Source organism: Rhodoferax sp. GW822-FHT04A08 (assembly GCF_058801025.1).
The window spans coordinates 812,336-827,219 of record NZ_JBXAMW010000001.1 but is presented as its reverse complement, the minus strand read 5'-3'; the positions used below and the strand labels follow the sequence as shown (position 1 = coordinate 827,219).

11 protein-coding genes are annotated in these 14,884 nt (G+C 61.2%); 8 read left to right on the top strand and 3 right to left on the bottom strand.

Annotated elements, in window-relative coordinates:
- Positions 1-6 precede the first annotated feature (6 nt).
- Entirely contained in the window at positions 7-1,131 is a 1,125-nt protein-coding gene (locus AC1RMF_RS03870; RefSeq protein ID WP_493139671.1) for an efflux RND transporter periplasmic adaptor subunit, read from the bottom strand.
- Positions 1,132-1,246: 115 nt separating this feature from the next.
- Between AC1RMF_RS03870 and hpnC the strand changes: the two genes are divergently transcribed.
- The 4 genes from hpnC to AC1RMF_RS03850 are packed head-to-tail and all read left to right on the top strand — an operon-like array spanning position 1,247 to position 6,756.
- Positions 1,247-2,095 (top strand): squalene synthase HpnC, encoded by an 849-nt coding sequence (gene hpnC / locus AC1RMF_RS03865; RefSeq protein WP_493139669.1) that lies wholly within the window; start codon positions 1,247-1,249, stop codon positions 2,093-2,095.
- Between the two features lie 34 nt (positions 2,096-2,129).
- On the top strand, positions 2,130-2,969 hold the full coding sequence (gene hpnD, locus AC1RMF_RS03860) for a presqualene diphosphate synthase HpnD (protein WP_493139667.1): 840 nt from the start codon (positions 2,130-2,132) through the stop codon (positions 2,967-2,969).
- Entirely contained in the window at positions 2,966-4,285 is a 1,320-nt protein-coding gene (gene hpnE, locus AC1RMF_RS03855; RefSeq protein ID WP_493139665.1) for a hydroxysqualene dehydroxylase HpnE, read from the top strand. Before hpnD ends, hpnE begins: the two co-directional genes overlap by 4 nt.
- Positions 4,286-4,314: 29 nt before the next feature.
- Entirely contained in the window at positions 4,315-6,756 is a 2,442-nt protein-coding gene (locus AC1RMF_RS03850; RefSeq protein ID WP_493139663.1) for a penicillin acylase family protein, read from the top strand.
- A gap of 13 nt (positions 6,757-6,769) precedes the next feature.
- Here AC1RMF_RS03850 and AC1RMF_RS03845 read toward each other — a convergent pair whose 3' ends face one another.
- Positions 6,770-7,465, bottom strand: a complete 696-nt coding sequence (locus AC1RMF_RS03845; protein ID WP_493139661.1) for an HAD family hydrolase — start codon at positions 7,463-7,465, stop codon at positions 6,770-6,772.
- 17 nt (positions 7,466-7,482) lie between these two features.
- Between AC1RMF_RS03845 and hemH the strand changes: the two genes are divergently transcribed.
- From hemH to AC1RMF_RS03825, 4 genes are all read left to right on the top strand, one after another.
- Entirely contained in the window at positions 7,483-8,574 is a 1,092-nt protein-coding gene (gene hemH / locus AC1RMF_RS03840; protein WP_493139659.1) for a ferrochelatase, read from the top strand.
- Positions 8,575-8,658: 84 nt separating this feature from the next.
- Positions 8,659-9,900, top strand: a complete 1,242-nt coding sequence (locus tag AC1RMF_RS03835; RefSeq protein WP_493139657.1) for an efflux RND transporter periplasmic adaptor subunit — start codon at positions 8,659-8,661, stop codon at positions 9,898-9,900.
- Entirely contained in the window at positions 9,897-12,995 is a 3,099-nt protein-coding gene (locus AC1RMF_RS03830; protein ID WP_493139655.1) for an efflux RND transporter permease subunit, read from the top strand. Before AC1RMF_RS03835 ends, AC1RMF_RS03830 begins: the two co-directional genes overlap by 4 nt.
- Positions 12,996-13,018: 23 nt before the next feature.
- Entirely contained in the window at positions 13,019-13,420 is a 402-nt protein-coding gene (locus AC1RMF_RS03825; RefSeq protein ID WP_493139933.1) for an RNA-binding S4 domain-containing protein, read from the top strand.
- A gap of 30 nt (positions 13,421-13,450) precedes the next feature.
- Here AC1RMF_RS03825 and AC1RMF_RS03820 read toward each other — a convergent pair whose 3' ends face one another.
- Positions 13,451-14,617, bottom strand: a complete 1,167-nt coding sequence (locus tag AC1RMF_RS03820; protein ID WP_493139653.1) for a nucleotide sugar dehydrogenase — start codon at positions 14,615-14,617, stop codon at positions 13,451-13,453.
- Positions 14,618-14,884 lie beyond the last annotated feature (267 nt).

Genomic DNA, 14,884 nt, shown 5'->3' with positions numbered 1-14,884 from the left:
GACGGCTCACTTCGCAGCTGCAGGAGTTACAACTGCGTTGGCCTCTTGCTGACGTGGCTGGTACAGCATGACCTTCTGTCCTGGGGCAAGCACGTGCACGCCTGCCACGACCACTTTGGCACCTGGCTGCAATCCGCTGCTGATCACCACGTCATTTCCATCCGCCGTGGCAATGCCCACAGGATTCAGCCGCACCGTCATGGTGGCCGTGTCCAGCACCCACACTGCTGACTGGTTCCCGTCTTTGAGCAAGGCGCTGGTAGGCACCTTGACGACCGATGCGTCGCCATGCTCAAAGGCCGCAGCCGTCACGGCCACCGTAGCGCCCAGTTGAACATCCGGTTTGCCATCGAGCGCCACCTTGACCAGGTAAGTACGCGTGACAGGGTCTGCGCTGGCCGCCACTTCGCGTACGGTTCCGGGCAATACCGTGTTGCCCGGCCAGAGTCGCACCTTGGCAGTCGAGCCCACGCTGACAGCGCGCACCTTGTCTTCCGGCACGGAAAACACCACATCCCGCGGACCGTCCTGCGCGATTCGAATCACCGGTGTGCCGGCAGCCACAACCTGCCCCACTTCGGCGTCCACCGAAGTCACCACGCCCGATGCATCTGCCACCAGCACGGCATACCCCGCCTGATTGCCCTGCCCAGTCATTTGCGCCTGCGCCTGATCCCACTGTGCTTGCGCACTCTTGAGCGTAGTCTCACGCCGCTCCAGTTCTGCGCTGCTGATGAAGTTCTGCTCACGCAGCTCCTTGTAGCGCTTGAAATCCGCCGCAGCGAGATCCCGATTGGTGGCGGCAGAGGCCAGTTGTGCACGCGCGGCGTCCAGCGAGAGCTTGAGATCCTGTGCGTCGAGTTGCGCCAGAACCTGACCCGCCTTGACGTGTTGGCCCAGCTCGACTGCCCGGCGGATGATCTTGCCGCCTACGCGAAAGCCCAATTGCGATTCGACACGGGAGCGCACTTCACCCGAATACTCCACGCTGGAGAGTAGCGAGCTCTCTCCCACCGTCATGACTTTCACCGCTCGCAGCGGTTCCTCTTTCGGTTCTGGCTTGGAACAGGCGGACAACGCAAAGACAGCTGATACAAGCAGCAAGCCAATACGGTAAGGCGTGAGAGACATATGTGTGACCCGGAAAATTGGAGAGATGTTGGCAAGCAAGGCATTTTACTGACCAACGGGTTATTAATTTAAAGGATGCGATTGAGGCTGTCAAGCGACAAGGCAAAATCACCGCATGCCCAGCACCTCCATCGATCACTACGAAAACTTTCCGGTTGCATCGCTGCTGTGCCCACCCCACCTGCGCGCGCCGGTGGCCGCCATCTACCACTTTGCCCGCACCGCGGATGACATTGCCGATGAGGGAAATGACTCGGCAGCTGAGCGCCTGCACACGCTACAAACCTACCGCGAACAGCTTCAGACGATATCCCAACCGGACACGGTCGCCACGTTGGACCCGCGCTGGAGCGGCGTGTTTTTGGCCCTGAAAAAAGCAATCGCGCAACACAATCTACCAGTGCCTTACCTGCACGACCTGCTCGACGCTTTTGTGCAGGACATAGAGAAGACCCGAGACCGGGCCGGATACGGCGACAACGCCGAGCTGCTCGATTACTGCCGCCGCTCGGCCAACCCGGTTGGACGCCTGCTGCTGCACCTCTACGGCGTGGACGCTGCCGAATCCTTGCAGCAAAGCGACGCCATCTGCAGCGCGCTGCAACTCATCAATTTCTGGCAGGACCCCAGCGTGGATATTCCACGTGGGCGTTTCTACTTCACGCAGTCCGCCAAGGACGCGCATGGTGTGCTGGACACCGACCTCCTTGCGCTGCGCCAGACGCCCGCCATCACCCGCATGATTGCGCAATGTGTGCAGGAAGCCCGCGCCCTGATGCTACAAGGGATTCCGCTGGTGCATGCTGTTGGCGGGCGGGCAGGATGGGAGCTGCGCCTGGTGGCCCAGGGAGGGCTGCGCATCCTGGACAAGATAGAAGCACTGAAGTACAGCACGCTCACTGCGCGCCCCACCCTGCGCCCCTGGGACTACGCCCTGCTCGTGTGGCGTGCCCTCTGGATGTAAACGCCATGCAATCCGCGGATGGGACAATCAAGGCATGACCCCTGAACAATATGTCCAGCAAAAAGCCGTCGCATCCGGTAGCAGTTTCTATTACGCCTTTCTCTTTCTGCCCGCACCGCGCCGCGCCGCCATCACCGCCTTCTACGCTTTCTGCCGTGAAGTGGATGATGTCGTGGATGAAATGACCGACGCTGGCGTCGCCGCCACCAAGCTGGCTTGGTGGAAGAGTGAAGTGGCCCAGGCCTTTGCCGGCAAGCCCAGCCACCCGGTAATGAAAGCGCTGATGCCCCATGCTGCCCCCTATGCGATCGAGGCGCGGCACCTGACCGACGTGATTGACGGCTGCCAGATGGATCTGGAGCAGACCCGCTACCTGGACTACCCCAACCTGCAACGCTACTGTCATCTGGTGGCGGGCGTCGTGGGCGAGGTAGCGGCGCGCATCTTCGGGCAGACCGATCCGGCCACCACGGAATATGCCCACACGCTGGGCCAAGCATTGCAGCTGACCAACATCATTCGCGATGTCGGTGAAGACGCCCTGCGCGGACGCATTTATCTGCCGGTCAATGAACTGCAGCGCTTTGACGTCAAGGCCCATGAAATCCTCAAGCGCACCTATTCGGACCGTTTTACCGCGCTGATGCGCTTCCAGGCCGAACGCGCCCATGGCCTCTATGAGCAGGCCCTGCAGCTCTTGCCCGCACAGGACCGCCGCGCGCAAAAGCCTGGGCTGATGATGGCCAGCATCTACCGCACCCTGCTGCGTGAAATCGAGGCCGACAACTTCCAGGTTCTGCACCAACGCATCAAGCTCACCCCCTTGCGCAAGCTCTGGCTGGCCTGGAGAGTGCAGGCACTGGGAAAAATGTGAGCGCACAGCGGATTGCCGTCATCGGCGGCGGTTGGGCGGGACTGGCTGCAGCCGTGCAGGCCAGCCAAAACGGACACCACGTCACTTTGTTTGAGGCATCCCGCCAATGGGGTGGCCGCGCCCGCGCAGTCCCCAGCACCCTGCCGGACGGAACCGAACGGACGCTGGACAACGGCCAACACATACTCATAGGCGCCTATACCGAAACCCTGGAGCTGATGCGTACCGTTGGCGTGGACCCAAACACGGCTCTGCTGCGACTGCCCTTATGCCTGCAATTCCCCGATGGGCAAGGCCTGCAACTGCCGGACTGGCCGGTGCCACTGGACGTTCTGGCTGGCGTGCTGCAAGCCAAAGGCTGGGCGTGGGCAGACAAATGGTCGCTGTTGCGCCATGCCCTTCGCTGGCAAATCAATGGATTTCATTGCGCCGAGGAATTGTCAGTAGCAGGCCTTTGCACAGACCTGTCCGCGCGTGTCATGCAGACGCTGGTGGAGCCCTTGTGCGTGTCGGCGCTCAACACACCGGCAGACCGGGCCAGCGCCAAGGTGTTCTTGCGGGTGCTGAAAGACTCCCTGCTGGGCGGCAAAGGCGGGTCCAACCTGCTGCTGCCCCGCGTTGACTTGTCCGCCCTCTTTCCCCTCGCAGCGACCCAATGGCTGCAAAACCGCGGCGCAACCTTGCGCCTGGGCCAACGGGTGCAACGTCTGGAGCGCACAGCGCAGTGGTTGGTGGATGGCGAGGCTTTCGATGCCGTACTGTGCGCCTGTTCCTCTTCCGCCGCCAGCCAGGTGCTTACAGGTACGGTCGCAGACGCAGCTACGCAGTCGGCCATTCAGTCATGGGTAGGCGTTGCGCAGCAGCTGCAGTTCGAAGCCATCACCACCGTGTATGCGCAAGGGGCTCAGATCCGATTGCCGCAACCCATGCTGGCATTGCACAGCGGCCGACAAGTGCCCGCGCAATTTGTATTTGATCGCGGACAACTGGGAGGCCCAGCCGGTCTGCTGGCCTTTGTGGTCAGCGCCAGCGATGGTGAACGCAGCAGCCTGCAGCAAGACGTTGTGCGGCAGGCACAACAACAGCTTGCTCCCTGGCTTCAAAACCGGCCACTGCAGGTCGTGCAAACCATTGTGGAGAAACGGGCCACATTTGCCTGCACTCCTGGCCTTGTGCGACCACCCCAGACCATCGCGCCCGGTCTGCTGGTTTGTGGCGACTATGTGCAAGGCCCCTACCCGGCCACGCTGGAGGGCGCCGTGCGCAGCGGCTTGGCCGCCGCAGACTCTTTATCTAGCGCCCCAGGAGCACGCTAGACTGCCTGCCAACATAACAGGAAGGACACATGAAGAAAATTGCCATCGTGGTCGCTGTCTGTATCGCTTTGGGCCTGCTGGTTGTGGGCCTGGGAGGGCTCTGGTATGTGCATACCAAGCTGCCGGTGCGCAGTGGCAATGTCACCCTGCAGCACCTGACCTCTGCGGTGACCGTTCAATACGACGAACGTGGCATCCCCCACATCGAGGCAGGCAACCAGGCTGACCTCTACCGCGCTCTGGGCTATGTGCACGCCCAGGACCGTCTGTTTCAAATGGAGCTGGTGCGGCGAGCCGCCAACGGGGAACTTGCCGAAGTGCTGGGCCCCGCATTGCTGGACTCCGACAAGCTGTTCCGTACCCTGGGTCTACGCGAACATGCCAAGGCGACCCTTGCCAACTTGGACATGAACAGTCCCGTCGGCCAAGCCATCACCGCCTATCTGGACGGTGTCAACCAGTTTCAGGCCACCCATCCTGCGCCCATGGAGTTTGACCTCATCGGCATTCCCAAGCGCCCCTTTGCTGCGGAAGACGTGCTGGCAGTCACCGGCTACCTTGCCTACACCTTTGCACCAGCCTTTCAGAATGCGCCTTTGATGACGTTCATCCGTGACAAGCTGGGCCCGCAATACCTCAGCGTGTTTGACGTGGACGGCCATCCGGAAGGCGGACTGCAAAGCCTGGCTTCCGCAGCGCCCGGCCGCAAAAGTCACCCTGCCTTGGCCTTGGGGCCGGACGACTGGAACCACCTGAACCAGCTAGCCAGCATCAGTCGGGGCGCCCTGCAGGCGGCAGGAATGGGTGCTTTTCAGGGGAGCAATGCCTGGGTCATTTCCGGCAAACGCACCGTCAGCGGCAAACCGATTTTGGCAGGAGACCCCCACATCGGATTTTCGATTCCGGCCGTCTGGTACGAGGCACACTTGCACGCCCCGGACTTTGAGCTCTACGGCCAGTTTCAGGCCCTGAACCCGCTGGCCCTGTTGGGGCACAACACCGAGTTCGGCTGGAGTCTGACCATGCTCGAAAACGACGACATGGACCTAATAGCCGAAAAGACCAACCCGGCCAACCCCAACCAGGTCTGGAGCCAGGACCAGTGGGTGGACCTGCAAACGCGCAGTGAAACCATCAAGGTCAAAGGCCAGCCCAGCGTCACGCTCAGCCTGCGCCATGGGCCGCATGGCCCCATCGTCACTGATGTCGTCAAGAACAACCCGGGATCCACGCCCATTGCCATGTGGTGGGCCTACTTGGAGACGGAGAACCCGATCCTGCAAGCCTTCTACGAACTCAACCGCGCCAACACGCTGGATAAAGCGCGCGAAGCTGCCAAGAAGATCCACGCGCCTGGACTCAACGTCCTGTGGGCCAGCGCCAGCGGAGACATCGCGTGGTGGGGTGCGGCCAAACTGCCGCAGCGCCCCGAAGGCGTCAACCCCCTTTTCATACTGGACGCTGCCAAGGGCGAGGCGGAGAAACCGGGCTACTACAACTTCAGCTTCAATCCGCAAGAAGAAAACCCGGCGCGCGGCTACATCGTCTCTGCCAACCAGCAGCCCGGCGGCGTGGTGCCCGTGTTCGGCCACTACCCGGTGCCGGACCGCGCCAAGCGGCTGGACGACGCATTGCAGGACATCAAGCCCAAGTGGGCTTCCGACCGCGCGGCATTGTTGCAGTTGGACAATTGCAGTGGCTATCCCAAACGGGTGCTTTCCGCCTTGCTGCCGGTGATGGAGCAGGTCATCAGCGATCCCAACCAGCGCGCCTTCATGGAGCCGCTGCAAAAGTGGGATGGATGCTATGACGGCACCAGCGTGGCAGCCACGCTGTTCACCCAATTCCGCTACGACCTTGCCAAAGCGATTTTTGAGGATGAGCTCGGCGAGGCCCGGTTCCAGAGCCTGCTGGGTTCCGAGGCAGGCTCTACGCTGCTGGACCATGCCCTGCCGCTGCTGATGGCCGATGCCAAGTCACCCTGGTGGGACAACGTGAAGTCACCAGCAAAGGAAAGCCGCTTTGAAACCGTGCGCGTGGCCTGGACCAACACGCTCAAGCATCTGGAAGGGCTTTACGGAACCAATCTGGTTGAATGGTCCTGGGGGCGTACCCACACCATCACCCACATCCACCCCATGGGCACGCAAGAGCCATTTGGATGGTTGTTCAATGTGGGGCCCTTTGCGGTGCTCGGCGGGCAGGAAGCGCCCAACAACCTCACCAACCGGGCCGGGCCCGGGCCGTGGACTGTCACCTACGGCCCCTCCACGCGCCGCGTGATTGACTTTGGTGCACTGGACAAGTCTCTGGTCATCAACCCACTGGGGCAGAGCGGCGTGCCCTTTGACAGCCATTACGCCGATCAGGCGGAACGCTTTACGCAAGGTGGCTATATGCACCAGCATCTGAGCGCAGCCGATGTGAAATCACATGCAAAAGAAACGCTCACCCTGGCACCCGCCCATTAGCTTGGCGCAATCGTCATAGCGCCAGCAATGTGCAGAGTTCAGCCATGGTGGCAACCGTGGCATGGGGTTGTGCGTCGTGCGTCCACAAGTGCCCGTTGCGATTAACCCATGCGGCCTGCATACCCACCTCCAGCGCGCCCAACACATCCAAAGCGGCATCGTCCCCCACGTGCAATATGGCTTGGGGCGCCAACCCCAAGGTTTCGCATGCGGCCTGGAAGATGCGCGCATCGGGCTTTGCGGCACCCACATCGCGGGCGCTGACAGAGCCGCAGAAGTACCCGCCGATGCCTATGCGGTGCACGTCGGCATTGCCGTTGGACACGGCAAGCACGGGCCAGCGCGCGGACAAGGCCTGCAGGGCAACCTGCGCGTCATCAAACAGGCTGACCTCGTTGCGCGCGGCAAAGAATATCTCGAAAGCAGACTCGGCCAGATCCTGGTCTTCGCCACAGCTGCCCAGGCCCAACCGGATCATTTCCCTGCGCATATGGCTCAGGTCATGCTGCAAATGCGGCCATTGGAGCTGCACCTGATCACGCAGTTTCTGACGCGCATCCGCGTTGGCAAAAAGCTCTGCAGTCGCTGGTGCTTGAGGCTGCAACCACTGCTGCAAACGCTCTTCTGCCCGGGCAATGGTGGGCCATATCGGCCACAAAGTGTCGTCCAGGTCCAGGGTAATCGCCTGGATGCGTGAGATGTCGAGCATATACAGGAGAATACCGCATGCCTTTCAACCCGGAACCCCCTTACTCCCACGGCCAGCCAGCCCGCACCGCCGTACTCTATTGCAACCTGGGCACTCCCGACGAACCCACTCCCGCAGCCGTGCGCCGTTATCTTGCCGAATTCCTGAGCGACCGCCGCGTGGTGGAAATTCCGCGCCTGCTGTGGATGCTGATCCTGCACGGCATCATCCTGCGCTTTCGCCCGGCCAAGTCTGCGGCCAAATATGCAAGCATCTGGACGCAAGAAGGCTCCCCCCTGAAGGTGTGGACGGAAAAGCAGGCCAAGCTGTTGCAGGGCTGGCTGGGCCAGCGCAACCACTACGTCAAAGTGCGCTGGGCCATGCGCTATGGCAGCACCCCCATAGCGAGCGAACTCGATGCCATGATGGCCGACGGCGTGACCCGCGTGCTGGTGATCACCGCCTACCCACAATACTCGGCCACCACCACGGCCAGCGTGCAGGATGCCGTGTACGAGTGGGCGCAGCGTACCCGCAACGTGCCCGAGCTGCGCTTTGTGAAGCACTACCACGACCACAGTGATTACATCGGCGCGCTGGCTGCCAGTGTGGAGCGCTACTGGCGCAAGAACGGAGTGCCCGACAAACTGGTGATGAGTTTTCACGGCGTGCCAGAGCGCACCCTGCACCTAGGCGATCCCTACCACTGCGAGTGCTACAAGACGGCGCGCCTGCTGGCGCAAAGGCTGGGACTGGAAAAGGACCACTTCATGGTGACTTTTCAATCTCGATTGGGCCGAGCCAAATGGCTTGAGCCCTATACCGAACCCACGCTGATAGAGCTGGGCAAGTCTGGCACCAAACGGGTCGATGTGATCTGTCCAGGCTTTACCAGCGATTGCCTGGAGACGCTGGAAGAGATCAACATCGAAGCGCGCGCAGCCTTTCTGCGTTCGGGTGGCAAGGAGTTTCATTACATCCCTTGCCTGAATGATGACCCCGAGTGGATCACCGCGCTGTGCAATCTGACACAGACACACCTGCTGGGCTGGAACACACTGGAGATGGCCGACCCGCGCACACTGCAGCGCAGCCGCGATGCGGCATTGGCAATGGGCGCTACCGACTGAGGATTTACCGGGATTTACCTGAGCTTTGCCTGAAGTTCAACTAGGCCCGTGCGGTGCAACAAAGCTGCCCTATCATTTCAGACCATGACAAAAATCAATCGCCACGCGCTTTTTGCGCTCTGTGCACTGTGCAGCTTCGTATTCGTAGCCTGCTCCGGCAAGTCAGATACTGCAGCGGGAGCTGGCTCCGGCAGTCCGGCTGCGACCAGCGGCGCCAGCGCCCCTGCCGCCGCCGCGTCAGCTCCACTGCCACCGGTCACAGTGACCACCGTGAAAGCGCAAAAGCGTGACATGCCTGTCACCCTGCAAATCACTGGCAGTGTGACCCCGCTGACCAGTGTGGATCTGCGCTCGCAGGTTACCAGCACGGTGGCCAAGGTACATTTTGTCGAAGGACAGTTCGTCAAGGCGGGCCAGTTGCTGTTCACGCTGGACTCCCGAACGGACGAAGCCAATCTGGCCAAGGCAAAGGCGCAACTGGCCAAGGATCAGGCCAGTCTGGCGGACGCCAAGCGGCAGTTTGATCGGGCGCAGCAACTCTTCACGCAGAACTTTGTTGCGCAAGGCTCAGTGGACACGGCCCAGGCCGTGATGGAGTCCGCAACGGCCACGGTGGGAGCAGACCAGGCCGCAGTGGACGCAGCCAAGGTAGCGCTCTCCTTCGACCGCATCACAGCGCCCACCTCTGGCCGCGTCGGCATCATCAATGTGTCAGAAGGCAGTCTGGTGCAGGCCAACGTCACCAGCCTGGTGACGATTACGCAACTGGACCCGATTGCCGTGGCCTTCAGCATCCCGCAGCGCAATCTGGGTGACGCGCTGGCCGCGCTCAAGGGTGGCGGCGCGCCCGTGACGGCCAAGCTGGCCGACGGCGGCGGCACCTTCAAGGGCAAGCTGCAGTTCGTTGACAACAACATCAATGCCAGCTCAGGCACGCTACAGGCCAAGGCCGTGTTCCCCAACAAGGACGCCAAGCTCTGGCCCGGTGCCTTTGTGGAGCTCTCCCAGACCGTCAACAGTCTCAGCGATGCCACGGTGATTCCACAGGCAGCCATCGTGCAAGGCCCGCGCGGCACCATTGTGTATGTGGTCGAAGACGGCAAGGCCCGGCTGCAGCCCGTCAAGGTAGTCTATGCCGAAGGCGGCAATGCAGCGGTTACTGGCATCAAACCGGACGATGTAATCGTGTTGGATGGCAAGCAGAACGTGCGCCCCAACAGCCCTATCGTCGAGCGCGCCAAACAGCCCAAGGCTGGAGCATCCAGCCCTGCCGCGGATGCGGCCAAACCTGCCGTATCCCAGGCGTCCGGGGCTGACAAACCATGAACCTGTCGGAACTGTTCATACGCCGTCCGGTCATGACGGTGTTGCTGAACCTGGCCATCGTGCTGGCCGGTGTGATCGGGTACCGCAATATCCCGGTCGCCGCGTTGCCCAGCTACGACACGCCTGTGATCAACGTGTCGGCCAATTTCCCGGGTGCCAGTCCGGAAACCATGGCCAGCGCCGTGGCGCTGCCTCTGGAGAAGCAATTCCAGACCGTTCCGGGACTCAAGACCATCAGCTCCACCAGTCTGCTGGGAAGCACCTCGCTCACACTGGAATTTGACGAAGGCCGCAACATCGACGCAGCGGCTGTGGACGTGCAGGCGGCCCTGTTGCGCGCCCAGCGTTCTTTGCCGGTGGACATGACGCAAACGCCGTCGTACCGCAAGGTCAATCCGGCGGACGCCCCCGTGCTGCTGATTTCCATGCGCTCGCCCTCCATGGCGCCGTCGGATCTGCAGGACTTTGCGGAACACCTGATTTCCCCCAACCTTTCCACGCTGGACGGCGTGGCCCAGGTGAACGTATTTGGCGCCAAGCGCTACGCGATTCGCGTGCGCGCCAAGCCCGACGCCCTGACCGCGGTGAACATGGGTCTGGATGATCTGAGCAACGCCTTGCGGCTGGCCAATGTGAACACACCTGTCGGAACGCTGGAAGGTGACAAGCAGACGCTGGTGCTGCAAGCCAACAAGCAGTTGGAGAATGCACAAGCCTTCTCCAATCTGATCATCGGCGTGCGCAACGGCAACCCGATCCGGCTCAAGGATGTAGCCAACGTGGAAGACAGCGTGGAGACCTTCAAAAGCTCTGCCACGTACAACGGTGAAAACTCCATTACGCTGGCCATCCAGCGCCAGCCCGGAGCCAACACCGTGCGGGTGGTTGATGCCATTCGTGCCACCCTGCCTTCCCTGCAAAGCCAGATGCCGGCGTCCGTGTCGCTCACGCCTATCAATGACCGTTCCCTGTCGGTGCGCGAGGCCTTGCACGACGTGACGTTGACACTGATTGGCACCATTGCGTTGGTGGTGCTGGTGATTTTTTTGTTCCTGCGCCGCTTTGTGGCCACCGTCATTCCGACGCTGTCCCTGCCCGTGTCCCTGGTCGGTGCCGTGGCATTGCTGTGGGGCCTGTCCTACAGCCTGGACAACATCTCGTTGCTGGGGCTGACCTTGGCCGTGGGGCTCGTAGTGGATGATGCCATCGTGGTGCTGGAAAACATCATCCGCCACGTGGAGAATGGCGAGGAACCCTTTCAGGCCGCCTTGCGCGGCGGGCGCGAAGTGGGTTTCACCATCATTTCCATTTCCACTTCGCTGATTGCGGTGTTCATCCCGATCTTCTTCATGCCAGGGGTGATTGGACTGCTGTTTCATGAGTTCGCAGTCGTCGTGGGGCTGGCCATCATCGTGTCAGCCTTTGTGTCACTAACGCTGGTTCCCATGCTGGCCAGCAAGTTCCTGACGGATGAGGCCCACAAGAAGCCGCCAGGTGGTCTGGTCAAGCTGTTTGAAATCGGCTTCGACAAACTACTGGCGGGCTACACAGCCTTGCTGGACAAGGCGCTGTCGCACCGCAAGACCATCCTGCTGGTGGGTGCTGCGACCTTTATCGCCACCGCCTGGCTCTTCACCATCATCCCCAAGGGCTTCTTCCCCGAGGAGGACATTGGGCAGATCCAGGTCTCTACCGAAGCATCGGAAGATGTGTCTTTCCCCGAAATGATTCGCCTGCAGGAGCGTGCTGCGGAAGTCTTCCGCAATGACCCGAACGTGGGCGCGGTGAATTCCTTCATCGGTGGTATCAATGCGCTGAACACTGGCCGCATGTTCATCACGCTCAAGCCGCGTGGCGAGCGGCTGCCCATGAAGCAGGTGATTGAAAACATGCGCAAGAAGTTGCGTGCGGTGCCGGGCATCAACGTGTTCATGCGCCCGGTGCAAAACCTGCAATTGGGAGGCCGTCCCAGCAAAGCGCAGTTCCAGTACATCCTGCAAAGCGTGAAGTCCGACGAGCTGAATGTCTGGGCCACCAAGCTGCAGGAGAGGCTACGGGATGACCCCCTGTTCCGTGACGTCACCAGCGATGCGCAATTGCGTGGCCTGCAGGCGCAGCTCAAGATCGACCGGGACCGCGCCAACGCGCTGGGTGTGTCGGTGGATGCGATTCGCACCGCGCTGTTCAGTGCCTTTGGTGAGCGCCAGGTGTCCACCATCTATCTGCCGACCGACAGCTACCAGGTCATCATGGAAGTGGCACCGGAATCCAAGCAGGATGAACGGGACCTGAGCCGCATCTTCGTGCGTTCGTCCACCGGCACGCTGGTTCCGTTGGCTGCGTTTACCACGGTGGAGCGCAGTGTGGGGCCGACTTCCATCAACCACGTGGGGCAACTGCAGGCAGTCACCGTTTCCTTCAATCTGGCGCCTGGCGCCGCTCTGGGCGACGCCACCGCCAAGATCGATGCTGCGCGAGCAGCCATACAGATGCCCTCCTCCGTCATCACCAGCTACGGTGGCGATGCAGCAGTGTTCAAGAGTTCGCAGGGCAGCCAGGCCATACTGGTCATCTCAGCGTTGCTGGTGATCTACGTGCTGCTGGGCGTGCTGTATGAGAGCTTCATTCACCCCATCACGATTCTGGCTGGCTTGCCCTCGGCTGCCGTCGGTGCGCTGGCAACACTGATGCTGTTCGGGCAGGATCTGACACTGATTGCCACCATCGGCATCGTGCTGCTGATCGGCATCGTGAAGAAGAACGCCATCATGATGATTGACTTTGCGCTGGATGCCCAAAGGCACCATGGCATGACACCGGCCCAGGCCATCCGCGAAGCCTGTGTCATGCGTTTTCGCCCCATCATAATGACCACCATGGCCGCCTTGATGGGTGCGTTGCCCATTGCCTTGGGTCTGGGCGCTGGCGCCGAGCTGCGCCAGCCTCTGGGTCTGGCGGTGGTGGGCGGACTGGTGTTCTCCCAGGCCATTACGCTGTTCATCACGCCGGTTCTGTACCTGCTGCTGGACCGCTTCAGCGGCACCGGTCCGGTGCTGACGCCGGAAGTGCCGGTAGTTGAAGACGCAACGGGCTAGGCCCAAACCAGGGCCCCGCTTTGATGGAAAAAGTCCGCATCGACAAGTGGCTTTGGGCCGCGCGCTTCTACAAGACACGCTCGCTGGCCACCGACGAAGTGCATGCCGGCCGCGTGCAGGTCAATGGCGCCGATGTCAAGGCGTCCCGCGAAGTCCGGGTGGGTGACACGGTCCGGCTGGTGCAGGCCAAGTTTCCGCGTACCGTCGTGGTCAAGGGTGTGTCCGACCAGCGCGGTTCAGCACCCGTCGCACAGCAGCTCTATGAGGAAACGCCTGAGAGCATTCAAAGCCGTGCAGAGGAAATGGAAAGGCGCCGCGTCAGTCCGGAACCAGCGCTGTCGATCGAAAAGGGGCGCCCCACCAAGCGCGACCGTCGCGATCTGGAAAAGAACTGGGGAGACCGCTGGTCGGCGTCGCTGGATTGAGGCGCCGGCGTCCTCACGATACCGGGCAGGTCAGTCCTGCCCGAACAGATCCCGCGTGTAGACCTTGTCTGCGACATCGCCGAGCTCTACGGCCATGCGGTTGGCCACAATCACGTCCGATACCTGCTTGAACTCCTCCAGGTCGCGCACGACGCGGCTGTTGAAGAAGGCATCCTCCTTCATTGCTGGCTCGTAGACGACCACCTCCACACCCTTGGCCTTGATGCGTTTCATGATGCCCTGGATGCTGCTGGAGCGGAAATTGTCGGAACCGGCCTTCATCACCAGGCGGTGGATGCCCACAACTTTGGGATTGCGCCGGAGGATGTCCGAGGCGCAGAAGTCCTTGCGGGTGGTGTTGCTGTCCACAATGGCACGCATGATATTTTGCGGCACTTCGTTGTAATTGGCCAGCAACTGCTTGGTGTCCTTGGGCAGGCAGTAGCCGCCGTAACCGAAACTTGGGTTGTTGTAGTGGCTGCCTATGCGCGGGTCCAGGCAGACGCCCTGGATGATCTGCCGGGTGTCTAGGCCATGGGTGGCGGCATAGGTGTCCAGTTCGTTGAAGTAGGCCACGCGCATGGCCAGGTAGGTGTTGGCGAACAGCTTGACGGCTTCGGCCTCGGTGCTGTCGGTCAGCACCACATCGATATCCTGCTTGATGGCGCCCTGCTGAAGCAGCGCGGCAAACGCCTTGGCCCGCTCGGAACGCTCGCCAATCACAATGCGTGATGGGTACAAGTTGTCGTACAGCGCCCTGCCCTCGCGCAGGAACTCCGGGCTGAAGATGATATTGGGGTGACCCGTCTCCTCACGCAATTTGGCGGTGTATCCCACTGGAACAGTGGACTTGATCACAATGACCGCCGAAGGATTGATCTCCATCACGTCCTTCACCACCGACTCGATGGAACGGGTGTTGAAGTAGTTGGTGACGGGGTCGTAATCGGTGGGGGTGGCCACGATGACATATATGGCACCGGCGTATGCCTCGACCTTGTCCAGGGTTGCCTTGAAGTTCAGAGGCTTGTGCGCCAAGTAGTCTTCCAGCTCGCGGTCCTCAATGGGGCTCTTCTTCTGGTTCAGCAGGTCCACCTTGGCAGCCACAATGTCGATGGCGACCACCTCGTTGTGCTGTGCCAGCAGCACTGCATTGCTCAAGCCTACGTAGCCGGTTCCTGCGATCGCAATTTTCATGACATCACTTGTAATTACTGCATTGAGGGGATTCCTGAGGCGAACCTCGCGCAACACCGATTTTGCCTTGCCTTTGTGACGCAAAAGTAACGTGCCCCGACGGCATCACAAACTTTCGCAAGACTTGTGCCCGGCCCATAGGCCTCCGATGCGCTACCCCCTTGGATTAAAATGCCCTGCAAAGATCTGTCTCATCCCTACCCTCCTACTGCCAGCAAGGCATATGGGCCGACCAGTGCCCATCACCAGAATTTCCAGAGCCCTCCC